Origin of the sequence: Caballeronia sp. INML1 (genome assembly GCF_023631085.1) — a bacterium.
GTDB lineage: Bacteria > Pseudomonadota > Gammaproteobacteria > Burkholderiales > Burkholderiaceae > Caballeronia > Caballeronia turbans.
Map to the genome: position 1 here is coordinate 211,256 of NZ_JALQDT010000056.1, position 23,782 is coordinate 235,037.

The 23,782-nt window shown below is 61.4% G+C and carries 24 protein-coding genes; 17 read left to right on the top strand and 7 right to left on the bottom strand.

Annotated elements, in window-relative coordinates:
• Positions 1 to 10: 10 nt before the first annotated feature.
• Positions 11 to 928: a LysR family transcriptional regulator gene (locus NCR38_RS22015; protein WP_061118950.1), complete on the bottom strand. Its 918-nt coding sequence runs from the start codon at positions 926 to 928 to the stop codon at positions 11 to 13.
• A 196-nt stretch (positions 929 to 1,124) separates the two neighbouring features.
• Here NCR38_RS22015 and NCR38_RS22020 point away from each other — a divergent pair, with 196 nt between their 5' ends.
• On the top strand, positions 1,125 to 1,874 hold the full coding sequence (locus tag NCR38_RS22020; RefSeq protein ID WP_061118949.1) for a glucose 1-dehydrogenase: 750 nt from the start codon (positions 1,125 to 1,127) through the stop codon (positions 1,872 to 1,874).
• 187 nt (positions 1,875 to 2,061) lie between these two features.
• Positions 2,062 to 2,853 carry an EAL domain-containing protein gene (locus NCR38_RS22025; protein ID WP_250477591.1) on the top strand — a complete coding sequence of 264 codons (792 nt, stop codon included), beginning with the start codon at positions 2,062 to 2,064 and terminating at the stop codon, positions 2,851 to 2,853.
• Between the two features lie 14 nt (positions 2,854 to 2,867).
• On the opposite strand, the gene NCR38_RS22030 is transcribed toward NCR38_RS22025, so the two are convergent.
• The 4 genes from NCR38_RS22030 to NCR38_RS22045 all read right to left on the bottom strand — a co-directional run bounded on the left by NCR38_RS22030 (position 2,868) and on the right by NCR38_RS22045 (position 6,330).
• On the bottom strand, positions 2,868 to 3,782 hold the full coding sequence (locus tag NCR38_RS22030) for a LysR family transcriptional regulator (protein WP_061118947.1): 915 nt from the start codon (positions 3,780 to 3,782) through the stop codon (positions 2,868 to 2,870).
• A 137-nt stretch (positions 3,783 to 3,919) separates the two neighbouring features.
• A complete protein-coding gene (locus NCR38_RS22035; RefSeq protein WP_250477592.1) occupies positions 3,920 to 4,084 on the bottom strand; it encodes a hypothetical protein in 165 nt (54 codons plus the stop codon).
• 132 nt (positions 4,085 to 4,216) lie between these two features.
• Positions 4,217 to 5,302, bottom strand: a complete 1,086-nt coding sequence (locus NCR38_RS22040; RefSeq protein WP_061118946.1) for a tartrate dehydrogenase — start codon at positions 5,300 to 5,302, stop codon at positions 4,217 to 4,219.
• Between the two features lie 104 nt (positions 5,303 to 5,406).
• Entirely contained in the window at positions 5,407 to 6,330 is a 924-nt protein-coding gene (locus tag NCR38_RS22045) for a LysR family transcriptional regulator (RefSeq protein WP_061118945.1), read from the bottom strand.
• 142 nt (positions 6,331 to 6,472) lie between these two features.
• Between NCR38_RS22045 and NCR38_RS22050 the strand changes: the two genes are divergently transcribed.
• Genes NCR38_RS22050 through ttdB form a run of 3 tightly spaced genes read left to right on the top strand, consistent with a single transcriptional unit; the run spans position 6,473 to position 9,327 of the window.
• Complete coding sequence (locus tag NCR38_RS22050; protein ID WP_061118944.1) at positions 6,473 to 7,777, top strand: MFS transporter; 1,305 nt, start codon at positions 6,473 to 6,475, stop codon at positions 7,775 to 7,777.
• A 45-nt stretch (positions 7,778 to 7,822) separates the two neighbouring features.
• A complete protein-coding gene (gene ttdA / locus NCR38_RS22055) occupies positions 7,823 to 8,722 on the top strand; it encodes a L(+)-tartrate dehydratase subunit alpha (RefSeq protein ID WP_061118943.1) in 900 nt (299 codons plus the stop codon).
• Positions 8,719 to 9,327 carry a L(+)-tartrate dehydratase subunit beta gene (gene ttdB / locus NCR38_RS22060; protein ID WP_061118942.1) on the top strand — a complete coding sequence of 203 codons (609 nt, stop codon included), beginning with the start codon at positions 8,719 to 8,721 and terminating at the stop codon, positions 9,325 to 9,327. Before ttdA ends, ttdB begins: the two co-directional genes overlap by 4 nt.
• 15 nt (positions 9,328 to 9,342) lie before the next feature.
• Here ttdB and NCR38_RS22065 read toward each other — a convergent pair whose 3' ends face one another.
• Both NCR38_RS22065 and NCR38_RS22070 read right to left on the bottom strand, forming a co-directional pair.
• Entirely contained in the window at positions 9,343 to 9,978 is a 636-nt protein-coding gene (locus NCR38_RS22065) for a TetR/AcrR family transcriptional regulator (RefSeq protein WP_061118941.1), read from the bottom strand.
• A gap of 334 nt (positions 9,979 to 10,312) precedes the next feature.
• Complete coding sequence (locus NCR38_RS22070; RefSeq protein WP_061118940.1) at positions 10,313 to 11,038, bottom strand: haloacid dehalogenase type II; 726 nt, start codon at positions 11,036 to 11,038, stop codon at positions 10,313 to 10,315.
• A 212-nt stretch (positions 11,039 to 11,250) separates the two neighbouring features.
• Between NCR38_RS22070 and NCR38_RS22075 the strand changes: the two genes are divergently transcribed.
• The 12 genes from NCR38_RS22075 (at position 11,251) to glcC (ending at position 23,669) form a co-directional block, all read left to right on the top strand.
• Positions 11,251 to 11,574 (top strand): DUF6566 family protein, encoded by a 324-nt coding sequence (locus NCR38_RS22075; protein WP_061118939.1) that lies wholly within the window; start codon positions 11,251 to 11,253, stop codon positions 11,572 to 11,574.
• A 143-nt stretch (positions 11,575 to 11,717) separates the two neighbouring features.
• Positions 11,718 to 12,761 (top strand): Dyp-type peroxidase, encoded by a 1,044-nt coding sequence (locus NCR38_RS22080; RefSeq protein ID WP_061118938.1) that lies wholly within the window; start codon positions 11,718 to 11,720, stop codon positions 12,759 to 12,761.
• A complete protein-coding gene (locus tag NCR38_RS22085) occupies positions 12,754 to 13,557 on the top strand; it encodes a family 1 encapsulin nanocompartment shell protein (RefSeq protein ID WP_061118937.1) in 804 nt (267 codons plus the stop codon). The genes NCR38_RS22080 and NCR38_RS22085 overlap by 8 nt, the downstream gene beginning before the upstream one ends.
• 149 nt (positions 13,558 to 13,706) lie before the next feature.
• Positions 13,707 to 16,484, top strand: coding sequence for an ATP-dependent Clp protease ATP-binding subunit (locus NCR38_RS22090; protein WP_061118936.1), 2,778 nt, complete (start codon positions 13,707 to 13,709; stop codon positions 16,482 to 16,484).
• Between the two features lie 70 nt (positions 16,485 to 16,554).
• Positions 16,555 to 16,935 (top strand): hypothetical protein, encoded by a 381-nt coding sequence (locus NCR38_RS22095; RefSeq protein ID WP_061118935.1) that lies wholly within the window; start codon positions 16,555 to 16,557, stop codon positions 16,933 to 16,935.
• A gap of 219 nt (positions 16,936 to 17,154) precedes the next feature.
• Positions 17,155 to 18,030 (top strand): glutathione-dependent disulfide-bond oxidoreductase, encoded by an 876-nt coding sequence (gene yghU / locus NCR38_RS22100; protein WP_061118934.1) that lies wholly within the window; start codon positions 17,155 to 17,157, stop codon positions 18,028 to 18,030.
• A 381-nt stretch (positions 18,031 to 18,411) separates the two neighbouring features.
• A complete protein-coding gene (locus tag NCR38_RS22105; RefSeq protein WP_086961180.1) occupies positions 18,412 to 19,671 on the top strand; it encodes a glycosyltransferase family 87 protein in 1,260 nt (419 codons plus the stop codon).
• A gap of 495 nt (positions 19,672 to 20,166) precedes the next feature.
• Positions 20,167 to 21,177, top strand: coding sequence for a lipopolysaccharide biosynthesis protein (locus tag NCR38_RS22110; RefSeq protein WP_086961178.1), 1,011 nt, complete (start codon positions 20,167 to 20,169; stop codon positions 21,175 to 21,177).
• Positions 21,178 to 21,277: 100 nt separating this feature from the next.
• The gene (locus NCR38_RS22115) at positions 21,278 to 21,517 is read left to right on the top strand and encodes a hypothetical protein (RefSeq protein ID WP_250477593.1); all 240 of its coding nucleotides are present in this window, start codon (positions 21,278 to 21,280) and stop codon (positions 21,515 to 21,517) included.
• Between the two features lie 152 nt (positions 21,518 to 21,669).
• A complete protein-coding gene (locus NCR38_RS22120; protein WP_250477594.1) occupies positions 21,670 to 22,125 on the top strand; it encodes a hypothetical protein in 456 nt (151 codons plus the stop codon).
• Positions 22,126 to 22,152: 27 nt separating this feature from the next.
• On the top strand, positions 22,153 to 22,683 hold the full coding sequence (locus NCR38_RS22125; RefSeq protein ID WP_061118930.1) for a hypothetical protein: 531 nt from the start codon (positions 22,153 to 22,155) through the stop codon (positions 22,681 to 22,683).
• A gap of 218 nt (positions 22,684 to 22,901) precedes the next feature.
• Positions 22,902 to 23,669, top strand: coding sequence for a transcriptional regulator GlcC (gene glcC / locus NCR38_RS22130; RefSeq protein WP_250477595.1), 768 nt, complete (start codon positions 22,902 to 22,904; stop codon positions 23,667 to 23,669).
• Positions 23,670 to 23,782: the final 113 nt, after the last annotated feature.

The following is a 23,782-nucleotide window of genomic DNA, read 5'->3' on the forward strand; positions in this document are numbered from 1 at the left end:
TCGAATCAGGCTAGCGCCGGTCCGTACCGCGCACCCCGGCGGGAAAGCACGCCAGCAGCCAGTCGACGAACACCCGAAGCCTGTGTGTCACGTGACGGTTGTTCGGATACACGACATGGAACGGATAAGGCGGCGGACGCCATTTCTTCAGGATCTCCACGAGCGACCCATCGCGAATAGCCGGATTGGCGGCGTAGGCAAAGGTTTGAACGATGCCCAGTCCCGCGATGGAAGCCGCAAGATGCGCGTTGCTTTCGTTGATCCCGATATGACGCTGCGCCTGTATCTCGATCCTGTCGCCGTCACGCTCGAACCGGAATGGCATTGCCTTGCCGTTTTGCGGTGACAGGTAGCTGATCAATTTATGCCCGTTCTTCAGTTCCTCGGGGTAGGCGGGAACGCCGAACTGCTTAAGATATTTCGGCGTGGCGCATGTGACCATCACGGCATCGCCGATATGACGCGCGATGAGCGACGAGTCGTCCAACGGCCCGCCACGGATGACACAGTCGACGTTATCGCTTATCAAGTCCACCGGGCGATCGGACACGCCCAGATCGATCCTGATGTCCGGATAACGCGCGATGAAATCCGAAAGCAATGGAATCAGCACGTTTCGCGCGGGCAATCCGCCTACATCGACGCGCAGACGGCCGCGCGGATTGCTTCGTGCAACACTGAACGACGAGTCGATATCTTCGAGGTCTCTGAGAATACGCGTCGCCTTCGCGTAATAGTCTTGGCCTTCCGGCGTTACCGTGACCCGTCGCGTCGTCCGCTGTAACAGCCGCACGCCCAGATGCGCTTCGAGTTCCTGAACCAGCTTGCTCATCGTCGCGTTGGGCATATCGAGCGAGTCCGCCGCGCGCGTGAAGCTGCCCGCCTCGACCACGCGGGAGAAAGCGCGCATTGCCAGCAATTGATCCATTCGATTCGCGTCCCGTAGATGATCCGCGCCGATTATACATACGCGTGCATAGTCAATTCATTATTCACCATTTATCAAAAAACTCACCGCCGCTAAAGTTCACCCATGCCCAACGCGACTCGCATCGGAAGACCTTGAAGGCGCGACGCAACGGGCAAATCCTGGCACTTTCTAAAACTTCGAACTGGAGCAAGTCATGAACACGCAACTGAACGGAAAGATCGCGCTCGTCACCGGCGGCAGCACGGGCATCGGTCTCGCGGCGGCAAAGGAACTCGTGGAGCAAGGCGCGCGCGTATTCATTACGGGTCGCCGTCAGGCCGAACTGGATGCAGCCGTAGCCGCCATCGGCCCGTCGGCCACCGCGATTCGCGCGGATGCATCGGTGTTGTCCGACCTGGATGCCGTGTACGCCCAAATCGCCGAAACAGCGGGCAAGCTCGATGTCCTGTTCGCCAATGCGGGCGGTGGAGACATGATGCCGCTGGGCGCGATCACCGAAGAGCACTTCGATCGTATCTTCGACACGAATGTGCGCGGCGTGCTGTTCACCGTGCAGAAGGCGTTGCCGCTGCTCGTCGACGGCGCATCGGTCATTCTGACTTCGTCGATCACGTCCGTCACGGGGACCGCCAGCTTCAGCGTCTACAGCGCCAGCAAGGCGGCAGTCCGGAATTTCGCCCGGTCGTGGGCGCTCGATCTGAAAGATCGCGGCATCCGCGTCAACGTCGTCAGCCCCGGACCCGTCCGGACGCCGGGCCTGGGCGGTCTCGTGCCCGATGAAGCGCGTCAAGGCCTGTACGACGCGCTCGCCTCGCAAGTGCCGCTCGGCCGCCTCGGCGAACCCGAGGAAATCGGCAAGGCAGTCGCCTTCCTCGCATCCGAATCGGCGAGCTTCATCAACGGCATCGAACTTTTCATCGACGGCGGCATGGCTCAGGTTTGAGACACGGCTCGCGCGGCCCATGCGCTCGCTGATTCGCCGCGACTCATCGAGTGAGCGCGTGCAACACGAAGCGCATGGGCTTGCTGCCTTGCCGTTCGTGCCGGGCTCAAGATCCGCGTGCGTCGTCCGTTAAACAGGAGCAGGCCCGCACAACGGGTTCCCTCGTTGCACTGATCGAGCACCACGCATGACGAAGACGTCCGACGCAAGCATCCCTGAAATATTGGCTCCGAACCGTGGCTGTGCCGGTTGCAAAAGCGACACAGCCACGCCGTTCGAGTTCGCATTCGCCTTCCAGCCGATCGTCGATATGGCCGCCGGCCGCGCATACGCGCACGAAGCGCTCGTGCGCGGGCCGAACGGCGAGTCGGCGGGATCGGTGCTCGCGCAGGTCGACGCGACCAATCGCTATCACTTCGACCAGCGGTGCCGGACAACCGCGATCGCCCAGGCCGCCGCGTTGAGCATGGACGGGTTTCTGTCGATCAACTTCATGCCGAACGCCGTCTACCGGCCGGAAGCCTGTATCCGCAGCACGCTCGAGGCGGCCGAGCGGCACGGCTTTCCGATCGAGCGGATCATCTTCGAGACGGTCGAGGGCGAGAACATCATCAGCCGGCCGCATCTGGTCGACATATTCCGCGCGTACAAGCGCTTCGGCTTCCAGACCGCCATCGACGACTTCGGCGCGGGCTATTCCGGCCTCACCCTGCTGGCGGACTTTCAACCCGATCTGATCAAGCTCGACATGGAGCTCGTGCGCGGAATCGACACGGATTTCGTGCGCCAGCGGATCGCGTGCGGCGTGCTTGCAATATGCCGCGACCTGGGAATCCGGGTCATTGCCGAAGGGATCGAAACGCGTGGAGAGCGAGATTTCTTCGCAGCGAACGGCGTGACGCTGATGCAGGGCTATTTTTTTGCGAGGCCTGCGTTCAAGGCGGTCCCTGATATCGACCCGGCGATGTTCGCGGCTTGAGGAAGACTGACGCGTCAGCGACGGCCCGTCGGCGCGAATTCTGTGGCCTTCACGGCTTCGGCAAGATAGTCCACGAACGACGCGATGCGCGCGGAGATCGCCGTGTTGCGATAGTAGACGGCGCTGATCGGTTGCCGTACTTCCTGCGTTTGACGCGCGAGGATCTGCACGAGCTTGCCGTCGCGCCGATCGCGCAGCGTCATGAAGTCAGACAGACACACGATGCCCGCGCTCTCCAGCGCGAGATGCCGCAGCGTCTCGCCGCTCGATGAAGCGATGCTCGGCGTGATCCGGTATGGCTCGTCGTCGTGCCCCGAAAGCGGCCAGACATTGAGCGATTCGGGCTGCGTGAAGCCGAGCAGAGAGTGATTCGCGAGTTCGTCGACGCGCTTCGGAAGACCGTGAGTCTCGAGATACCGCGGCGTCGCGAGCACCCGAATGCGGCTGCTGCCGATCGGGCGGCTGTGCAGCGTCGAATCCTTCAGCCTGCCGATGCGAATTGCAACATCGGTGCGGCGCTCCAGCAGATCGATCACGCCTTCATTGCTGTTCAACTCGAGCTCGACATGCGGATAGCGCTCCCGATATCCCGCGACGAGCGGCACGATCACATGCAGCATGAACGGCGTCGCGGCATCGACGCGCAGCAGCCCCGAAGGCCGCTCGCGGCGCGCGGCGATCTGTTCCTCGGCGCTTTCCACCGCGCCGATGATCTCGCGCGCACTCTGCAGGAAGCTCTTGCCCTCCTCCGTCAGCTCGAGACGCCGCGTGGTTCTGCGCAGTAGCGTCGTCTGCAGCTTCTCTTCGAGCCGTCCGAGCGTGCGGCTCGCACCGGATACCGTCTGATCGAGTTGTTGCGCCGCCGCCGTGATGGAGCCTGTGTCGACTACCGTCGCAAAGGTTTGAAGCTCGTCGAGAGTGACTTTCATCGTTGACTTTAATTCAAGAGTAATCCCTTTATATCGCGGGTTTTACGCAAGAGTAAAGTCGGCGTGTCGTGGTGAGGGCGCTAAAAGCCTGAAGACGTTTCGGGCCCGGGACTTTCGTTCCCGGGCCCGCCTTGCTACTACCACTTCGCGCTCTTATGGCGATTGCGTCCGATCGCGTCCCACAGCTTGCGCGCCTGCTTCTGCACCGACTTCGCGTGGTCCTCGTGGTGAGGCTCCGCGTCACCGGTGTGAGCAGCCGTGGCGCCGCGTTTCGGGCGCTTGAACATGTCGGCGAATCTCATCGCAACCTCCTTTCGCGGCAAGCACACCGCAAAAACAGTTTACTCCGGCTAGCGCCGGCTTCGAAGGGGTAGCGGTACTTCGTGAGTCGGGCCCCGTCCGTCTGCGCGTTCTGCTCGCGGCCCCGGCTCCTTTCAGGCGGCGTGAGCCGCTCTCGTGCCGATCAGCGCGCACACGGCATCGGTCACTTGCGCGGTCGTCGCGACGCCGCCGAGGTCGCGCGTGTGCAGCGACTTGTCGGAGGTCACGGCTTCGATCGCCTGCATCACGCGTTTCGCGGCGTCGAATTCGCCGAGATGTTCCAGCAGCATCACCACCGACCAGAACGTGCCGACCGGATTCGCCAGGCCGTGGCCCATGATGTCGAAGGCGGAACCGTGAATCGGCTCGAACATCGACGGATAGCGGCGCTCCGGATCGATGTTGCCAGTCGGCGCGATGCCGAGGCTGCCCGCGAGCGCGGCGGCGAGGTCGCTGAGAATATCGGCATGAAGGTTCGTGGCGACGATCGTATCGAGCGACTCGGGACGGTTGACCATGCGCGCGGTCGATGCGTCGACCAGTTCCTTGTCCCATTTGACGTCGGGAAATTCTTTCGCGATTTCGCCGGCAATCTCGTCCCACATGACCATCGCGTGACGCTGCGCGTTGCTCTTCGTGATGACCGTCAGCAGCTTGCGCGGACGCGCCTGCGCGAGTTTGAATGCAAAACGCATGATGCGTTCGACACCGGCGCGCGTGAGGATCGAAACATCGGTCGCGGTCTCGATCGGATGGCCCTGATGCACGCGGCCGCCGACGCCCGAATATTCGCCTTCCGAGTTTTCGCGCACGATCACCCAGTTCAGGTCCTCCGGCTTGCAGCGCTTGAGCGGCGCGTCGATGCCCGGCAGGATGCGCGTCGGACGCACGTTGGCGTACTGGTCGAGCCCCTGGCAGATCTTCAGACGCAGGCCCCACAGCGTGATGTGATCGGGCACGTCCGGGTCGCCCGCCGAGCCGAATAGGATCGCGTCCTTGTCGCGAAGGGCGTCGAGGCCATCGGCGGGCATCATCACGCCGTGCTCGCGGTAGTAGTCCGCGCCCCAGTCGAAATTCTCGAACTGGAATGCAAAATCATGCGTGCTGCGTGCCAGCGCCTCCAGCACTTGACGGCCAGCGGGCACGACCTCCTTGCCAATGCCGTCGCCAGGAATGGTCGCGATGCGATAGGTCTTCATGTCTCCGTCCTCCAGATGGGTATGTCACCGGACTTTACTCACATCCGGGCGCGGAAACCGGCGCGAAACTTAAAGCATTATTAAGTTTTGTGCACGAATGAGGACTACCAGTTCGAACTGACGCGCGTCGGGCCGTCGGCATGCTGGCCCAGATAGTCGCGCAGGTGATCGACGAAGCACGCGACCTTGGCCGAGAGATTCAGGCGTTCCGGATAGACGGCGTAGACGTCGGCGGGCGGCGTGTCGTAGTCGCTCAGGACCTGCACCAGACGACCGCTGCGAAGGTATTTGGCGACGTCCCATTCCGCGCGCATAAGAATGCCGTGTCCTTCCAGCGCCCAGTTGAGCGCCACTTCGCCGTCGTTGGTGCTCAGCTTGCCGTGCACCTTGATCGTCTCCGTGCGCCCGCCGCGGCTCAGGCGCCAGTTGCCATAGGCGGATTCGTTCTGCCGCAGCACGATGCACTGATGATGCGTCAGGTCATGCGGATGAGCGGGTTCGCCCGCGCCACGGAGATAACCCGGCGACGACACCAGCAGCCGCCGGTTGGACGCGATCTTCTTCGCGATGAGTCGCGAATCCGGCATCTCGCCGAAACGCACGGACACGTCGATGCTCTCGTCGGGCAGGCCGATGGGCCGGTCGGTGAGATGCAACTGCACTTCGACATCGGGAAAACGCTGGCTGAACAGCGAGATCGACGGACCGATATACGAGCGCCCGAATCCCAGCGGCGCATTCACCCGCAGCAGTCCTTTCGGCGCGGCCCGGCTGCTGGAAACGAGCTGTTCCATGTCGTCGATGTCGCTCAGGATGCGCTGCGCATTCGCGAAATAGACCTCGCCCTCGCTCGTCAGGCTGATCCGCCGCGTCGTGCGGTTGAGAAGGCGCACGCCCAGACGATCTTCCATCGCCGAAAGCCGGCGGGAAACCGCGGGCGGCGTGAGGTTCAACTCGCGCGCGGTGGCGGCCAGACTGCCCTGCTTCACGAGCAGGCAGAAGAAGCCCAGTTCCGAGTCCATGTTCATTCGTGATTTTTTTGCAAGGATGTATTTAGTCTAGATCGATTCATACGCGATTCCATCGGTTTTAACCTTGGTTCCGACTAGAGCAAGGCCGCAAAAGACGGCTAAGACATTCGACTGGTCATCGGAATCAAGGAGACATTCGATGGATATCGATCTGGAAAAACGCACCCTGCGCAGGATCACCTGGCGCATCGTGCCGTTCATCATGCTGCTGTACTTCGTCGCTTATATCGACCGGGTCAACATCGGCTTCGCGTCGCTCACGATGAAGACGGACCTGGGCTTCACCGCCTCGATGCTCGGCTTCGGCGCCGGCATCTTCTTCTGGGGCTACTTCATGTTCGAAGTGCCCTCCAACATCATTCTTCACAAGGTCGGCGCGCGACTGTGGATAGCCCGCGTGATGGTCACGTGGGGCGTCATTTCCGCGGCGATGGCCTTCGTCGAAGGGCCGACCAGCTTCTACGTCATACGTTTTCTGCTCGGCGCGGCGGAAGCGGGTTTCTTCCCCGGCATCATCCTGTATCTCAGCTACTGGTTTCCAGCGCGGCATCGGGCGGGCGTGACGGCATTCTTCATGGCCGCCGCGCCGATCTCCACGGCGCTCGGCTCGCCGCTCTCCGCCGCTTTGCTCGAAATGAACGGCGTGATGGGTCTGCGCGGCTGGCAATGGATGTTCATTCTCGAAGCCGTGCCCGCGCTCATTCTGGGTGTCGTCGTGTTCTTCTACATGACCGACAGGCCCGAAAAGGCGAAGTGGCTGAAGGACGACGAGCGCGCATGGCTCGTCAACGTGATGAATGCGGAAACCGCGAGCAGAGCCACGGCGGGCGCCGCGCACGGCATCATCAGCGGCCTTGCGAATCCGCGTGTGCTGGCTTTGTCGCTGATCTACTTCGGCACGTCGGCGGGCCTCTACACGCTCGGCATCTGGGCGCCCCAGATCATCAGGCAACTCGGCGTTTCGTCGATGACGACAGGCCTGCTCAACGCGATTCCGCCGATCGTGTCCGTAGTCGCGATGATCTTCTGGTCGCGCCATTCCGACCGCACCGGCGAGCGCACCTGGCACGTCGTGCTGGCGTGCGTGGCGGCGGCGATCGGCCTCGTGGTGGCGGCTATGGCCAACAGCGTCGTCGGGCTCATCGCCGCGCTGACGCTCGTGAATATCGGCATCAGTTGCGCGAAGCCGCCCCTGTGGACCATGCCGACGATGTTCCTCTCGGGTGCCGCGGCCGCGACGGGCATCGCCACCATCAATTCGATCGGCAATCTCGGCGGCTTCGCCGGCCCGGCGATGATCGGCTGGGTGAAAGATCAGACCGGCAGCTTCACCGGCGGACTCTATTTCGTGGCGGGCCTGCTCATGCTCTCCGCCGTGCTCACGCTCTTGCTGGCCCGCACGCAGAAATCGCCGGTCGCGCCCGGCAATGCGGCCGCGCATTGAAAACACGCCTCCCCCAATCTCGTTACGTTGTCAGAGGAATGCAACATGGATAAGGAACTCGCCATTCAGTCCGTGACGGACACGATGGCCAAATTCACCGCCTATATCGGCAAGCGTCTGCCCCGCGACGTGACGGCAAAGCTCGCCGAGTTGCGCACGCTGGAAACCAATCCGCTCGCCAAGTCGATCTACGACTCGATGGACGGCAATCAGGAAGCGGCCGACAAGCTGGATCGCCCGAGCTGCCAGGACACCGGCGTCATTCAGTATTTCGTCGAGGCCGGCGCGAACTTTCCGCTGCTCGGCGAGCTGGAGGAAATCCTGCGCGAAGCCACCGCGGGCGCCACGCGGATGGGGCCGCTGCGCCACAACGCCGTCGAGACGTTCGACGAAAAGAACACCGGCACCAACACGGGCACACAGATTCCGTGGCTGGACTGGCGCATCGTCCCGGAAAAGGATAGCTGCACCATCGACGTCTACATGGCCGGCGGCGGTTGCACGCTGCCCGGTGCGGCCAAGGTGCTGATGCCGGGACAGGGCTACGAAGGTGTGGCCGAATTCGTGATGGATGTGATCACGGAGCGCGGCGTCAATGCGTGTCCGCCGCTGCTGGTCGGCATCGGCGTGTCGACTTCGGTCGAGACCGCGGCGCGCCTGTCCAAGCTGGCGATCCTGCGGCCGGTCGATTCGAAGAGCGACAACCCCCGCGCCGCGCTGATGGAGCAATTGCTGGAGGACGGACTCAACGAGATCGGCATCGGCCCGCAAGGCCTGAAGGGCAATAACAGCGTGATGGGCGTCAACATCGAGTCGTCGGCGCGTCATCCATCGACCATCGGCGTCGCCATCAATACCGGCTGCTGGGCGCACCGGCGCGGCAAGATCCGCATTCATGCCGACCTGTCCTATGAAATCCTTTCCCACGAAGGAGTGGTGCTGTGAAAAAGATTCTGACGACCCCCATCAAGAGCGAAGATCTCGAGGATCTCCAGGTCGGCGATGTCGTCTATCTGACGGGCCGGCTCGTGACGTGCCGCGATGTCGCGCATAGGCGACTGATCGAACAGGGCCGGCAACTGCCTGTCGATCTCGAAGGCGGTGCGATCTTTCACGCGGGTCCGATCGTCCGGAAGAAGGACGACGGCAGTTTCGAAATGGTGTCCATCGGCCCGACGACGAGCATGCGGATGGAGAAGTTCGAGCGCGAGTTCATCGAGCAGACCGGCGTGAAGCTGATCGTCGGCAAAGGCGGAATGGGCCCTGAAACGGCTGCGGGATGTGAGGAGCACAAGGCGGTGCACGCCATTTTTCCCGGCGGCTGCGCAGTGCTGGCAGCGACGCTGGTCGAGGAAATCGAAGGCGCGGAGTGGCAGGATCTCGGCATGCCCGAAACCCTGTGGATCAATCGCGTCCGCGAATTCGGGCCGTTGATCATTTCCATCGACACGAAGGGCAACAACCTGATTCAGCAGAACAAGGCCGCGTTCAACGAAAAGAAGAAGCCCGTTCTCGACAGGATCAGCGCGCAGCTCGGCTTCATCAGGTAAGCCGCGCGCCGCCGCCTAGTTCACCGGACGCAGGTACGCGAGCAACATGTCGAGATGCATGGCGGAAATCGACGCCTGATGGCGTTGCTCGACGTAATTCCGGCCCGTGAACATATCGATAGTGAAGCGGTTGGACACGATGTAGTAGCCCATGCCAACCAGCGTCACGTAGAAGTCCAGCGGATCGACGCCCTGACGGAACTGCCCCGCTGCCGCGCCACGCTCGAGCGTGACGCGCAGCAGGTCGACCACCGGCGAGATGGTCTCGCGCAAGTGGTTCGAACGCTCCAGATAGCGTCCTTCGTGCAGATTTTCATTATTGATGAGGCTCAGCCATTGCGGGTTTTCCCGCAAATGCGCCCAGATGGACTGCGCCAGCTCGCGGATCGCATCGGCCGGCTGCATGGCGGTGAGTTCGAGGCTTTGCTCCCGCTGCGCGAATTGCGCGTACATCGATTCGAGCACGGCGACGTACAGCCCTTCCTTGCTTGCGAAGTAGTAGTAAAGCATGCGCTCGTTCGTGCCCGCCGCCGTGGCGATGGCGTCGACCCGCGCGCCCGCGAGGCCGAATTTCGTGAATTGCTCGGTGGCGGCTTCGAGAATGCGCCGTCGCGTGCCTTCCGGGTCTCGTTTTGCTCGTTGTTCGCTCATATGTTTGCGGTTGCCGATCGTATTGCGATATTCATTTGATGGTCCACATTATGCCGACGGTCACGGGCACGGGATAGCTCCGAGTATAGGCATTGTTGCCGCCTTGACGACAAGAAAATGAAACGCTAGCGAAAATCTTCGAATTTTAGCGGCAAGTCGCCGTCTTTTGGCGGCTCGTCGCATGACTGGCCGAATTGTGGCGATGACATATTCCGTTTGAAGGCGGCGCGAATGAGAGACAGTTAGTTGCGTGAGAAACGAATAATAGTTAGTCTTCCGATTTATTCGATTCGGCACGCGCTATATCGCGCCGTGCCGATCCCTAGCGATGACGTTACTTTCCGTGCAGCGCCTCGCGATGCGCGTCCGCCAGTTCGGCCATGCTGTTGAAGCGGAAGTCGATTCTCGGCTGAGAACCTGGGTCCATCGTCGCGCCGAAGCCGGGCTTTGAATGACGGCGATAGATCCAGCACGACGCAAGACCGAAACCGTTCGCGGGTTTGTGATCGTGGAAAAGGCTTTCGGCCGTGTGCAGAATCTTTTCCTTCCGGATACCGCGTGCGCCTAGCTTTTCCAGCATGTATTCGAAATTGCGCGGCGAAGGCTTGTACGATCCGACATCCTCCGCCGTAATGATCGCGTCGAAATCCACCTGTAGTCTTGCGTTGCTATGGGCGAAGCTTTCGTTATCGACATTCGACAGGATCACGAGTTTGTAATGCTGCTTCAGATATCGGAGCGCATCGGCGGAATCCGCGAAGGCGGGCCATTCGCGAATCGAGCGACCATAGGCAATGCATTCTTCCTGAGTGAAGGGCACGCCCCACTCTTCGGCCAGCCGCTTATAGACGATGGCCAGAAGCGCCTGATAGCGTTTGCCCGGCGTGTACTTCTGTTGCGATGACTCGTGACGCGCATGGGCTTCCAGAACCTGATCGCGCGTCAATGCGGGCGCTACGCGCTCCAGCAACGGGCGCAGTCCTTCGAAAATTCCCGTTTCCCAGTCGATCAGCGTGCCGTAGCAGTCGAACGTCAGTGTGTCGAAGTCGGTCAGTTTCACAGTCGCTCCTGTCAGTCAAAAGGATGCTAAGGATCACAGCGTCGCGCTCGGCCTGATGTTACAAAGCCATGCCTTGTGAAGTGTTCGTTGCATCGAGTTGGTGTATCGTCAGTCCACTGCTTTCGCTCAAAGCGCGTGGAATACGTGAGCATATAATCGTATAAATCTTCAGGTTGCCTTTATCGCAGCCTTGATCCGCATCGGAGGACCAGATGGAATCTGCCTTTGACGTCTATGCGGGATTCGAAATCTCGGTTGCGGCGCGACGCAACGAACGCGGCGCATGGGTCGCGGACTTGTCGGTGAATCGCGATGGCAAGCCCGTGCTCGCTCCCTGGCCCGAGACCGTGCAACCGGAATGGCGCACACCGGACGAGGCGATACGCGACGGCATCGAACGGGCCCGGCGCGTGATCAGGCAGCACCTCGACGACCGCGCCCATCATTCCTGGGTTGCCACGCGCCGGCACGCCCAAACATGGTTCACCACCGAAACGGAACGACTTTCCGGGCACACCTTTACGCCCGGTCGATAAGACATTCGCTCGAGCCGGATGCTTCTTTTCCAAGGCGCCGGTGCCTCCGCTGGGATCCTGCGCGCGTCGCTTTTCAAAAAGCGACGCGCGCCGTGACTTGCAAATCGTTTTGACCAACCGCCTCACGCAATCGAACTCTTCAGATGCCCAACAACACACCCGAACCACAAGCCGTCTGTAATCCGATTTCCCGAAGCGCGATCTTCATCGTCGCGACCGTGGCCCGCGGCAAAGACAAAGCCGATGTCGTGCGCTCATGGTGCGGCGATATCGCGGCGCTGGTGCGCGCGGTCGCCACGCGTGCGCCTGCCGCGAACCTGTCATGCGTATGCGGCTTCGGCGCCGATGCGTGGGACCTTCTCTTCGGCGCACCGCGTCCCGCATCGCTGCATCCGTTTCGCGAGTTCGGCCAGGGCGATCGCCGCGCGATTGCAACGCCCGGCGACATCCTCCTGCATATCCGCGCCGATCACATGGACCTATGCTTCGAGCTTGCATCGCAAATGCTAAACAAGCTGGGCGATGCAGTCACGGTCGTCGATGAAGTGCATGGCTTTCGCTACTTCGATTTGCGCGACATGGTGGGCTTCGTCGACGGCACCGAAAATCCGACGGGCAAGAGCGCTGCGCATTACACGATCATCGACGAAGAAGATCCCGAGTTCGCCGGCGGCAGCTATGTGATCGTGCAGAAGTATTTGCATAACCTGGATGCATGGAACGGCCTCACCGTCGAACAGCAGGAGCGAATCATCGGACGCGAAAAGTTATCCGATGTCGAGCTCGACGAATCGATCAAGCCTTCCTGCTCGCACAGTTCGCTCACGACGATCGACGAGAACGGCAAGGAAGTGAAGATCCTGCGGCACAACATGGCTTTCGGCCGGCCGGGATCGAAGGAGTTTGGCACGTATTTCATCGGCTATGCGCGCACGCCCGCGCCGATCGAACAGATGATGGAGAACATGTTCGTCGGCAGGCCACCGGGCAACTATGACCGGCTGCTCGACTACAGCCGCGCGGTCACGGGCGGCCTGTTCTTCGTGCCGTCCAGCGATTTGCTCGACGAGCTTCCCGACCGGAACCCGGACGCCGCGCCGTCGTCCATCGGCGAAGGCCAGCAAAAGGATGAGCGAGAAGGCACGTTGAACATTGGCTCACTCAGAGGAACATCACAAGATGAATAACTTGCATAGAGAGCTTGCGCCGATCTCCGGCGCCGCATGGTCGCAGATCGAAGCGGAAGTGGCCCGCACCTTCAAGCGCGCGCTCGCGGGCCGCCGCGTCGTCGACGTGAAGAGTCCCGGCGGCGTCGCGTTGTCGGGCATCGGCACGGGACATCAGACGAACATCGCAGCGCCGAAGAAAGGCGTCCTGGCAAGCCTTTACGACGTGAAGCAACTCGTGCAACTCACCGTGCCCTTCACGCTGCAGCGTGAAGCTATCGACAGCGTGGAGCGCGGCTCGAACGACGGCGACTGGCAACCCGCGAAGACCGCCGCGAACGAGCTCGCACTCGCCGAAGACGCCGCGATCTTCGACGGCTTCGCGGCCGCCGGCATCACCGGCATTCGCGAAGGCAGTTCGAACGCCCCCACGCTTCTGCCCGCGGATGTGGCCGACTACCCCGCCGCGATCAGCCAGGCACTCGAAAAACTGCGGCTCGCCTGCGTCGATGGTCCCTACTCCGTGCTCCTCGGCGCAGATGCCTATACCGCGCTCGCCGAAGCAAGCGATCACGGATATCCGGTCATCCAGCACATCAAGCGCATCGTGAGCGGCGACCTCGTATGGGCGCCCGCGCTTCAGGGCGGCTGCGTGCTCTCGACACGCGGCGGCGATTATGAACTGCACATCGGACAGGACGTGTCGATCGGTTATACGAGCCATACGGATACAGCCGTACAACTCTATTTGCGCGAAACGCTCACGTTCCTTATGTTGACGAGCGAGGCCTCCGTTTCGATCGCGGCCGTCGAATAGCCGCATCAGAAGAATGGCCGATAAAAGACCTATGAAGGGGAATGCACTGCTCATCTGGCGGTGGTGCGGCCTGAGTCGACGATTGCATCGCGTGGCGCGTGATCGTTCGGGCCGGACATCGACCGTCCTGAACATGGAGATACTCGATCATGCCAGCCCTTTGCGAAATCTGTCATGCCCGGCCCGCGGTTGCGCAAGTGACCGTCGTGCAGAACGGCCAACGCAAGTCGATGTCGATTTGCGAGTACGACTACCGCCAGTTGATGCGGCATCAGAGCATGTTGAACCCGTTCGACTCGCTATTGGGCGGCGGCGGCCTGTCGCGCCTGATGGGCGGCATGCCCGACCACGGCGATGAGAACGATACCGAAGACATGGTGGCCTCGGTGCCGCGCGAATCCGTCGATGTCACCGACGCCTTCAGCGAACAAACGATGGAACTGCTGCAGCGTGCCGCAGAAAAAGCGCACGAACTGCAGAAGACCGAGCTCGACACCGAACAGGTGCTATACGTGCTCGCCGACACCGATGTCGTTCAGGCGCTCTTCAAGGAGATGAAGCTTTCGCCCGACGACATCAAGCGCTATATCGACGAGCACGCGCAGAAAGGTAAAGCGGAGCCCGACGCGCCGGTCGAGAAGATGACAATCTCGCCGCGTCTCAAGAAGGCGTTCCAGTTCGCGTTTCAGGCGTCACGCGAGCTCGGCCATTCTTATGTCGGTCCCGAGCATGTGCTGATCGGTCTTGCTTCCGTGCCCGACAGCATTGCGGGCACGCTCCTGAAGAAATACGGTGTTACGCCCGAGGCCTTGCGTCAGAAGGTCGTGAAAATCGTCGGCAAGGGCGCGGAAGACGGGCGCGTCGACACACCCACCGGCACGCCGACACTCGACAAGTTCGGCCGCGATCTCACCGCGATGGCGCGGCAAGGCAAGCTCGATCCGGTGCTCGGACGCGCGCAGGAAATCGAGAGCACGATCGAAGTGCTCGCGCGACGCAAGAAGAACAACCCCGTGCTGATCGGCGAGCCGGGCGTCGGCAAAACGGCGATCGTCGAAGGACTCGCGCAACGCATCGTCAACGACGACGTGCCCGAGGATCTGCGCAACAAGCGGCTCGTCGAGATCAACATCAATTCGATGGTCGCAGGCGCGAAGTATCGCGGCGAATTCGAGGAGCGCGCAAAGCAGCTCATCGACGAGATCACGGCCAAGCAGGATGAACTGATCGTGTTCATCGACGAGCTGCATACGATCGTCGGTGCGGGCCAGGGCGGCGGCGAAGGCGGACTCGATATCGCAAATGTGCTGAAGCCGGCGCTCGCGCGCGGCGAGCTGAGCTTGATCGGTGCGACGACGCTCAACGAGTATCAGAAGTACATCGAGAAGGACGCGGCGCTCGAGCGGCGCTTTCAGCCGGTGCTCGTGCCCGAGCCGACGGTCGAGCAGACCATCGTGATCCTGCGCGGCTTGCGCGACAAACTCGAAGCACATCATCAGGTGACCTTTGCCGACGATGCATTCGTCGCGGCGGCGGAGTTATCGGATCGCTACATCACGTCGCGTTTTCTGCCGGACAAGGCTATCGATCTTATCGATCAGGCCGCGGCGCGGGTACGTATCCGTTCGAAGTCGCGCCCGCCCGAGATGCAGGAGCTCGAAGCGGAGATCGCGCAACTGAAGCGCGAGCAGGATTATGCGTCGTCACGCAAGCGCTTCGACGAGGCGAAGGGGTTCGAAGAGCGCATCAACGAGAAGCAGGCGAAGCTCGATGAACTGACCGAAGCGTGGCAGCGCAAGACCGGATCGGAGACGCTCGAAGTGACCGTCGCATCGGTGGCGGAAGTCGTGTCGCGTCTCACGGGCATTCCCGTTACCGAACTCACGCAGGAAGAGCGTCAGAAGCTGCTCGACATGGAAAACAAGCTGCGCGAGCGCGTCGTCGGGCAAGACGAAGCCGTGGTCGCCGTCAGCGATGCGGTGCGCCTGTCGCGCGCGGGCATGGGCCAGATACATCGGCCGATCGCGACGTTCCTCTTCCTCGGCCCGACCGGCGTCGGCAAGACCGAACTCGCAAAGGCGCTCGCGGAAACCGTGTTCGGCGACGAACAGGCGGTGATTCGCATCGACATGTCGGAGTATATGGAGCGGCATGCCGTGGCGAGACTCATCGGCGCGCCGCCGGGGTACGTCGGTTATGACGAAGGCGGTCAGTTGACCGAGCGCGTGCGCCGCCGTCCGTATAGCGTGATCCTGCTCGATGAAATCGAAAAAGCGCATCCCGATGTGAACAACGTGCTGCTGCAGGTTTTCGACGATGGCCGCCTCACCGATGGCAAGGGCCGCGTGGTCGATTTCAGCAACACGATCATCATCGCGACGAGCAATCTCGGCGCGTCCATCATCATGGACAATCTCGAGAAGAGCGAGAAGGACCGCGAATCTGAGAAGGCGATGCGCGCGAAACTGATGGACGTGCTGAAAGGCCACTTTCGTCCCGAGTTTCTCAATCGCATCGACGAAATCATCGTGTTTCATGGGCTCTCGCGCGAGGTGATCCGCTCGATCGTCGAGATCCAGCTCGATCGCGTCACGCGCACCGCCGCGGCGCAGGACATCACGCTCAAGGTCGATGATTCGGTCATCGATCATCTCGCCGATGTCGGTTATCGGCCTGAGTTCGGCGCGCGTGAACTGAAACGCCAGATTCGTCAGGAACTGGAGACGCGTCTCGCGAAGGAAATCCTCGGCGACAAGCTCAAGTCAGGCGACACGGTCAACGTGAGCTTCGACAAGGAAACCGATAAGGTCAAGTTCACCAGGCTGGACGCACAGGCGCAACCGAAGGAAAAGAAAGGCCGGCCCGCCGCAAAGAAAAACGCGGCGAAGGGCGAAGGCAAGAAGGAATCCGCGAAGAGCGAACACTGATCGCCTGCATGGAGCGTGGCGGCACTATCGGCCGCCCCGCTTTCAACCATCCGTTTCATGGAGCATGACCATGGCCAATCAACAAAGCGGCTTGAGCGACGACTTCATCGCGACGCAGCGAGAACGCCTGCTCACGCTGAAGCGCGAACTGCTCGGCAACGAAGAAGGCGGTATCGCGGCCGAGCGTCGCTTGCAGGAAGAGCGCGGTTCGGAAGCAGAAGAGTACGAGGACGATGCTCAGCGCATGGAGCAGGACATCGCGAATCAGGCATTGCGCGATGTGAACGATCGGCGCATCGGCGATATCGAGCGCGCATTGCAGAAGATCGCGGAAGGCACCTATGGTCTTTCGGACGAAAGCGGCGTGCCCATTCCGAAAGCGCGCCTCGACGCGATGCCCGAAGCCATACTTACGGTCGAAGAACAGGAAAAGCGCGAAGCGGGCCGATGACGCTTCGGCATGCCCGCTCTATCGTCGAACGTGCCGTCGCTTCCGGCCGCAACTGCGGCGGCGCCACGCTAGGGCTGAACGGTTGCGCGATGGACGCTGGCTCATTCGTTTCTCCTCGTGGCATGCAGCGCGGATTGTCCAAGGCCCGGTCGAGCACGTTTGCGGTCGAACTGCTAACCTCGGGCGAATTCAATCCAATTGCAACGAGGAGCGTGAAGCATGAGCGCATTGCCCGAATACGTGCCGCCGGCCGTGTGGACATGGAGCAAGGAAAGCGGCGGACGCTTTGCCAGCATCAATCGGCCGATCTCCGGGCCGACGCATGAGAAGGCGTTGCCGGTCGGCCGTCATCCGCTGCAGCTCTATTCGCTGGCGACGCCCAATGGCGTGAAGGTCACCGTGATGCTCGAAGAACTGCTCGCGCTCGGCCATCGCGGCGCCGAGTACGATGCCTGGCTCATCCGCATCGGCGAAGGCGAACAGTTCGGCAGTGGCTTCGTCGAAGTCAATCCGAATTCGAAGATACCGGCGCTCGTGGATCGCAGCGGCGCGACACCCGTGCGTGTGTTCGAATCCGGCGCGATCCTGCTCTATCTCGCGGAAAAGTTCGGCGCGTTGGTGCCGACGGACCCGGCAACGCGTGCCGAATGCCTGTCGTGGCTCTTCTGGCAGATGGGCAGTGCGCCGTATCTCGGCGGCGGCTTCGGGCACTTCTATGCGTATGCGCCGAGCAAGATGGAGTATCCGATCGACCGCTTCGCGATGGAGGTGAAGCGTCAACTCGACGTGCTCGACAAGCGTCTCGCCGACAGCGCTTATATTGCCGGCGATGCCTACACGATCGCCGATATCGCGATCTTTCCGTGGTATGGCGGGCTCGTGAACGGCTGGCTGTATGACGCGGCCGAGTTCCTTTCCGTTCAGGAATACACGCACGTGCGACGCTGGGCCGACGTGATCGGCGCGCGTCCCGCCGTGCAGCGCGGCCGCATGGTCAACCGGACTTTCGGCGAGCCTTCGATGCAGTTGCACGAGCGCCACGATGCGTCGGACTTCGCCGCGCGGACGCAGGACAAAGTCGCCACGGAAAAGTGAGGCAGGGAACTGCGCCGTCTGCGCTGCTTCATCGCGGTGCGGAAACGGCGCAGCGTGCGCGGCGCGTCCATAACGACTTAATAAATTCCCGCAAGCCGCGCCGACTCATAAAAACAAATGCGCGTCACCATTTTCAAAAATGATTTCGCCGCTGCGGCGCGCAAAACGCGATTGACGCCGCCCCGGTGATGCTGTCACGATTCGTAGACCGTAAGATCCGCCGAAATATTTGTTACTGTACGACGAATGGCTGATCGATCCTGAGACTCTTAGTCGAGCGCCCCTACAACGCGATAGCCGACACACGGGAGAACGTCCATGCTGAACGCTCGGACTGGCGCCAGATCCGCTGACAATGTGCGGATCATTGCAGCTCTGCTCATGCTGGTCGCCGCAGGGTTTCTCGCAATCCGCATGGTCATCATCTATCACTATACGCTGACCTATGTGTCCGATCACCCACGGGCCTTCAGCGATTTCAACTTCTACTATTACGCGTTCAGCACCGTGCTGAACGCGCCGCACGATCCGTCGCTCATCTATAACAACGAGCATCTCGTTGCGTATCTGTCGAAACTCGGCGCGAATCTGGACGATATCCTCATCTACTGTTATCCGCCGCAGTTCGCAGTGATCTTTTCTCCATTCGCATTGCTTCCGTCGTTCACTGCAAAACTCGTCTGGGTCGCGATGTCCGTCGTACTGTGCATCGTCGGCGCGATCCTGCTTGCAAAGATGGCCTATCGCGGTGAAGACAGGCGCGTGACGGCGCTGCTTATCGCGGTGACCCTGTTGAGCTTTCCCGTGCTGCATGACGCGTATCTCGGGCAATCGAATCAGCTTCTGTTCTTTCTGCTCGCGACGTCGTTCTTCCTGATCGAACGTGGCAATCGCTGGCTGGCGGGTCTCTTTCTCGCGTTCGCAGTCGTATTCAAGGTGACGCCGCTCGCGGTCGTCGGCCTGCTTCTGTTGCGGCGTGAATGGCGCACGGTGATATCGACGGGCGTCTGCGCCATCGCAATCACGCTCTTCACCGCAAGCCGGCTCGGCTTTCGCGTGATCTGGGACTACCTGACCGTCGAGATCGGGCGGGCGCAGACGCAGATCCTGAGTGCGGGCGGCCTGCCCGGCAATAGCTCGGTCCGTGGCGCCCTGCAGACGATATCGGAGAAGCTCGGCATGCCCGCGTCCGAGGCAACGCTTCACGCAACATCGACGATCTTCGCCGCGATCATCTGTGTGTTCGCATGCTATCTCGTGCTCCGCCGCAGTCGCGAGAGGCGCATGGACTACGCGCTTGCCTGCATCACGATGCTGCTCGCCGCGCCGATCCTCGAGCCGATTCACATGGTCGTCGCGCTGATCCCTCTGGTGATTCTTCTCGGCACCGCGCTGGAGCGACCCGATGTGCAACAGTCCGCTATAGCGCCTCGTGCCGAGATGCTGCTTCTCGCGATTGCCGTGCTCCTTCTGTTTTTCATGGAGCGATCGGCAATGTACACCGTCTCGGCTTTGATTACCTATGTCCTTTGCATCGCGCGCTATTTCGCGCCTGCGTCGGTGGTACGACGTAACCGGGAATCTTCCACCGGTAGAAACCAATGCGCCAGGAGCGACGATAAGCAGAAGCAAGCAATCTAAATCTTGCTATGAGCAAGATGTTTTTTCTGCTGCCCGGTTTACATCTACATCAGAACAAAGTAACCTTTCCTCGCTGATTTACCCCCCGCGATACAGGCGCGGGGTTGCAAGTAACTCGCGCTATCGTCAGAAATTTTGACGCGCCCGAGACGCAGTCGCCGCATATGTTACCGAGGACAGGCAACGCCGAGTCGAGCCTGTCATCATCGAGCGCTTGCCACGCATGGCGCCGCGCTCCCGCTATCCGATTGCATGTCGATGGTGCACTCGGATTTTGCTTCAGACAATCTGTACTGCCTTGACTGTTGTGGCGCACTGATGTGCGCCCAATGCAGCAACTCATCTTCAGGCAGTCATTCGGATCACTAACGACGCTTCTCGACCATATCGAATACGTGATCGATGCTCGCGTCTCCGTTAGTCGTACTACTTGATATGCAGAACTCATCCATTCCCGCCTTCTCCCATTCCATCGCAGCAGCGATCGTCGCAAGTATGATGCTTGCCGCCTGCGGCGGCAGCGACAGCCCCGCCGACACCGCCGCGGCGAGCAAGCGCGCCGCATCACCCAAATCGACCGCGAAAGCCGCAAGCGGCAGCGGCTCGATCTTCTACGGCGCGAACGGCCATAACAGCAACGGCGGCGCATACGACTTCACGAGCGTGCAGACGCAGCTTTCGCAATTGCAGGATCTGGGCGCAACGATCTATCGCAATGACGTGTACAGCCAGACATCGGCGAAGATGGTCGCGGGCGTCGCGAAGACGATGGAACAAGCCGGCATCACGATGTATCCCGTGATGCTCATGAACCTCAACTACAACAGCGAGGACGACGCCTACAATGCAGGATTCACGCTCGGCCAGCAAACCGCGAGCAGCTATCCCTACAAGTACTACGAGGTCGGCAACGAGCTGGAGGCGAAGGCGCTCATCGGTAATGTCGACGGCACCGTCTGGTATCAATACGACAACTGGTCCTACACGCTCGCACGCGGCGCGATCCGCGGCCTGATCGCGGGCGTGAAGTCCGTCGACGGCTCGGCGAAGATCGTGCTGGGCGGCACGTGGATGCACACCGCCTTCTTTCAGATGCTCGCCGACGGCTCGCAACCCGATGGCACCTGGGGTCATCCGGCCGTGGGCTGGGACGTCACTTCGTGGCACTGGTATTCGAACGAAGGCGACATCACGCACGCCTGCGGGGGAACGGGATGTCATGACGTGCTCCAGTTACTCCACGACATGGGCAAGCCGATCTGGATCAACGAGTTCGGCGTGCGCCCGGACTTGGGCTCTTACGACCAGATCGCGACTTACATGACGGGCAACCTGATGATGGCGCAATTCGCGAGCGTCGCGTCGAAGTACAACATCCAGTCGATTCAGGCCTTTCAGCTCTATGACGATGGCGAAGGCGCCTACGGTCTTCTCGAGGGCGACGGCACGACGAAGAAAGCCGCCTACTGGGCGTACAAGGATTTCGTGCAGAACCATCCGATGTAAATCCATCGGCGGTAAGAAACGGAAAGGCGCTTGCGTTCAAGCCCGCGCGCGAAGCGGCCGTTATCGCGGCTTTGCAGACCGGATTGCGACGAGGGCAACGATGCAGATCAACAGTGCGTCCACGACCACTTACACGCGCGACGATGCGCTTTCTCCCCAACGCCCCGCTGACGTCACTCAAGAAGCCGACGCGCCATCGTCGGTGAAATCACTCGCGTATGGCGCACTCGGCCTCGAACGCCCCGAGATGCAGGCAACCGACACGAACGGCTTTTACACCGCGGGCAAATGGATGGCGGCGGCCGTGACCATCGGCGGCATTGTCTCCTTGTTCGTATGATGGAGTCGCGCGCGCGAATTAATAGCTGGAAATAACTTGCACGATTGGCGCTTTGCTCCGCATATCGAATCGCGGTGCATCGCGGGAAGATCTCGATGCGTGATGTCCGCTCTCGACATGACGCCCTCCTTCCTTCGACACTACGCCAGGTCATGCAAGCTCAACCTACAATCCGCCTCCGACTTTTCTCCGTGCGCCGCGCGCTCGTTGCCGTAGCGCTTTTTGCGCCCGTGCTGTCCGCATCCGCCGAAGATCTCCCCGACGTCTGTTCCGCGTTGAAGACCATCGTCGATGCACCCTCGTTCGATACGCTCGCCAAGGGTCGCGCGCTGATGCCGCCCGCTTCGCCGGGCCAGGGAGCATGCCGCGGCAGCGCGCACGTCTATGATTGCCGCTGGCGAGCGCATTGGGGCCCGGACGGCGTCCTTGCCGACCCGCTGCAGGAGTTGGGCGCGGACATTGCCGCCTGCTTTCCCGACGTCCGTCACGACGTGAACACGTCCACGCGCCAGCACTTCGCGCTGCGCGACGCGAACGGCAAGCGTGTGACCACGATGACCGCGACGATCGAAACGCCGAACACGATGCGCCTGCGCATCGTCCGCTGAGTCCTGAACGCGGATGACGGCAAGCGCATGTTCAGAACGCTCGCTTCTCGCGCGCTCCTTGCTGTCGTCGCAGGTGCGCTCTCCGGCTGCACATGGACGTTGATCACGGCCGCCGATGCGGCTGGCTCGCTGGTGCAGGCGGGCTTCACGGTTGCGTCGAACTATTCGTCGCCGACTTCGGTGACGGGCCCGCCCGCCACGCTGCAATCTGTCTGCATCGAACTGAATCAGACCGTCGCGACCGGCGACTTCGTGCCGGTGCTGCAAGTCGCCTTGCGCCGGCGCGGCGTGGATTCGGCGGTCTACAACCCCGGCACGTCACCGCCCGGTTGCGAGGCGATGCTCGTCTATGGCGCGACGACCAGTTGGGACCGGCACGCGTTCAGCAGCGAGCCGGTGTCGTATCTGTCGGCCATCGATCTGACACTCGTGCGGCAAGGGCAGATTCTCGTGACCGCGCGTTACGACACCAATGGTCTGAACATCGATCGTTTCGCGAGCGCGCGGCAGAAGCTGGATGCGCTGGTGGACCGCATGGTGGTCTCCCGCACACAGTAAGGCGCGCTTTCCTTACGGCATCTTTCCGATGCGATTTCGCGCATCGAAGCAATGCTAATCTGCCCACGCTGTAGTTATTGACCGATCCCTCTTGCGGCTCGCCATTGTTTTGCGGCGAGCCGTTTTTTTTGATCTGTTCGTACCGAACGGCCGAGCCTTCACACCGACGTCGACAATGCTAGGATTCTCCTGCAAGTGGTCGGACCAGTGAGGGTGCCATGCTCGAAGACAACCAGGAAGATGCATTACAGATCGCGGATGCCGTCGCCGGACGCATCGAAGGACTGATCGTCGACGGCGTGCTCAAGCCGGGCCAGGCGCTGCCTTCCGAGCGACGGCTCACGGCGAAACTCGGCGTGTCACGATCGGCGGTGCGAGAGGGGCTCAGGGTGCTGCGCACGCGCGGCATCATCGAAACGTCGCACGGACGCGGATCGTTCGTCGCCGCGCTGACCACGCAACCCGCACTCACGCCGATGATGCATCTGCTCGGCTCGCAGCCGCGCACCCTCTACGACATCTTCGAAGTGCGCGAAATGCTCGAGGCCGAATCGGCGCGTCTGGCGGCGCTGCGCGGCACGCAGGCGGATTTCGCCCTCATCACCCGCCGATACGAAGAGATGCTCGCCGCGAACGAAAGCGAGGTGGGCGAATCGACCCGCGCGCGGCTCGACTATAACTTCCATCTCTCGATCTGCGAGGCGTCGCACAATCCGGTGCTCGTACACAGGCTGAGCTCGCTCACGGATCTGCTGCTCAGCTCGGTCTTCGCTTCGGTCAATAACCTCTATCCTCGCGAGGCGCAAAAGCGCGTCATCGACAAACAGCACGCACGCCTCTACAAGGCCGTTCTCGGCAAACAGCCGGAGCAGGCGCGCAAGGCCGCCAGCACGCATATCTCGACGACGACCGCCTGCATGCGGGAAATCGAGGCGGAAGAGCAGCGTCTGGTGCGCGCGACCTTGCGGCTCAAAGGCTGGGCGTAATCTCGTACCGCCCGTCGGGCGTACAAACGTGCGGAAACCCGGGCGGCCGCACCGCCATTGATTCAAGCACGAAGCACATCTGGCACGGGAAAAATAAGTGGTAGGACCAGTGG

What these genes read in the sequence shown, in the direction of transcription:
- NCR38_RS22065 (WP_061118941.1), bottom strand. Translation starts at nt 9,978, where the DNA reads ATGAGCGAACAACGAGCAAAACGAGACCCGGAAGGCACGCGACGGCGC.
- NCR38_RS22095 (WP_061118935.1), top strand. Translation starts at nt 16,555, where the DNA reads ATGGCCAATCAACAAAGCGGCTTGAGCGACGACTTCATCGCGACGCAG.
- NCR38_RS22030 (WP_061118947.1), bottom strand. Translation starts at nt 3,782, where the DNA reads ATGAAAGTCACTCTCGACGAGCTTCAAACCTTTGCGACGGTAGTCGAC.
- NCR38_RS22115 (WP_250477593.1), top strand. Translation starts at nt 21,278, where the DNA reads ATGCAGATCAACAGTGCGTCCACGACCACTTACACGCGCGACGATGCG.
- NCR38_RS22125 (WP_061118930.1), top strand. Translation starts at nt 22,153, where the DNA reads ATGTTCAGAACGCTCGCTTCTCGCGCGCTCCTTGCTGTCGTCGCAGGT.
- yghU (WP_061118934.1), top strand. Translation starts at nt 17,155, where the DNA reads ATGAGCGCATTGCCCGAATACGTGCCGCCGGCCGTGTGGACATGGAGC.
- NCR38_RS22075 (WP_061118939.1), top strand. Translation starts at nt 11,251, where the DNA reads ATGGAATCTGCCTTTGACGTCTATGCGGGATTCGAAATCTCGGTTGCG.
- NCR38_RS22015 (WP_061118950.1), bottom strand. Translation starts at nt 928, where the DNA reads ATGGATCAATTGCTGGCAATGCGCGCTTTCTCCCGCGTGGTCGAGGCG.
- NCR38_RS22120 (WP_250477594.1), top strand. Translation starts at nt 21,670, where the DNA reads ATGCAAGCTCAACCTACAATCCGCCTCCGACTTTTCTCCGTGCGCCGC.
- NCR38_RS22110 (WP_086961178.1), top strand. Translation starts at nt 20,167, where the DNA reads ATGATGCTTGCCGCCTGCGGCGGCAGCGACAGCCCCGCCGACACCGCC.
- NCR38_RS22085 (WP_061118937.1), top strand. Translation starts at nt 12,754, where the DNA reads ATGAATAACTTGCATAGAGAGCTTGCGCCGATCTCCGGCGCCGCATGG.
- NCR38_RS22050 (WP_061118944.1), top strand. Translation starts at nt 6,473, where the DNA reads ATGGATATCGATCTGGAAAAACGCACCCTGCGCAGGATCACCTGGCGC.
- NCR38_RS22035 (WP_250477592.1), bottom strand. Translation starts at nt 4,084, where the DNA reads ATGAGATTCGCCGACATGTTCAAGCGCCCGAAACGCGGCGCCACGGCT.
- NCR38_RS22025 (WP_250477591.1), top strand. Translation starts at nt 2,062, where the DNA reads ATGACGAAGACGTCCGACGCAAGCATCCCTGAAATATTGGCTCCGAAC.
- NCR38_RS22020 (WP_061118949.1), top strand. Translation starts at nt 1,125, where the DNA reads ATGAACACGCAACTGAACGGAAAGATCGCGCTCGTCACCGGCGGCAGC.
- NCR38_RS22040 (WP_061118946.1), bottom strand. Translation starts at nt 5,302, where the DNA reads ATGAAGACCTATCGCATCGCGACCATTCCTGGCGACGGCATTGGCAAG.
- NCR38_RS22090 (WP_061118936.1), top strand. Translation starts at nt 13,707, where the DNA reads ATGCCAGCCCTTTGCGAAATCTGTCATGCCCGGCCCGCGGTTGCGCAA.
- NCR38_RS22105 (WP_086961180.1), top strand. Translation starts at nt 18,412, where the DNA reads ATGCTGGTCGCCGCAGGGTTTCTCGCAATCCGCATGGTCATCATCTAT.
- ttdA (WP_061118943.1), top strand. Translation starts at nt 7,823, where the DNA reads ATGGATAAGGAACTCGCCATTCAGTCCGTGACGGACACGATGGCCAAA.
- glcC (WP_250477595.1), top strand. Translation starts at nt 22,902, where the DNA reads ATGCTCGAAGACAACCAGGAAGATGCATTACAGATCGCGGATGCCGTC.
- NCR38_RS22080 (WP_061118938.1), top strand. Translation starts at nt 11,718, where the DNA reads ATGCCCAACAACACACCCGAACCACAAGCCGTCTGTAATCCGATTTCC.
- NCR38_RS22045 (WP_061118945.1), bottom strand. Translation starts at nt 6,330, where the DNA reads ATGAACATGGACTCGGAACTGGGCTTCTTCTGCCTGCTCGTGAAGCAG.